Raw genomic sequence first — 586 nt, forward strand, 5'->3', positions numbered from 1 at the left:
AGCGCCAAGTGGTACGTTCGTCTTCTGACCGAACTGATCCTTCACAACTAAAGTCACTTGGTTTGAACCGTGACTCAGTTCGATTTTGCCGTTTTGCGCACCATCACCCAGTTCGAATTCTTTTGAATTCACGTAAACCGTTTGACCAACCAAACCGGCGGTCGATAGCACTTGCATGTTGTCGAGTAGCACCATGCTGTTTTGCATGACCTTCGACATGTTCTCGGTACTTTGAACTTGAGAGAACTGCGCCAACTGACCGACGTATTCTGTGCCATCTAACGGGTTTAACGGATCTTGGTTTTGAATTTGCGCCACCATCAAAGAGATGAACTCATTTTGAAGTGAAGACGCGCTGTTCTTATCCGTTGGGTTTGGCGCAATGCCACTGTTTTCTTTTGCTGCCGCTTTAACTGGAGCGTCCGACGATAATGCCGTGTACTGTGCAAGACTCATTAGCTACCCTGCCCTAAACGAAGCAAGCCTTGCTGCATGCTTTTCACATTTGCCAACACTTCCACGTTCGTTTCGAAGCTGCGAGTCGCTGACATCATGTCCGCCATTTCCGCAACCACGTCGATGTCTG

General features: G+C 48.5%; 2 protein-coding genes. Both read right to left on the reverse strand.

Features of this window, described 5'->3' with window-relative positions; translation table 11 throughout:
- On the reverse strand, nt 1-456 hold a 456-nt coding region (locus R8O10_RS26425; RefSeq protein WP_318192125.1), incomplete at its 3' end, for a flagellar hook capping FlgD N-terminal domain-containing protein.
- On the reverse strand, nt 456-586 hold a 131-nt coding region (locus R8O10_RS26430), incomplete at its 5' end, for a flagellar basal body rod C-terminal domain-containing protein (RefSeq protein WP_318130902.1). The genes R8O10_RS26430 and R8O10_RS26425, both read right to left, overlap by 1 nt.

The sequence above is a fragment of the Vibrio sp. 1727 genome (assembly GCF_033344415.1).
GTDB lineage: Bacteria > Pseudomonadota > Gammaproteobacteria > Enterobacterales > Vibrionaceae > Vibrio > Vibrio alginolyticus.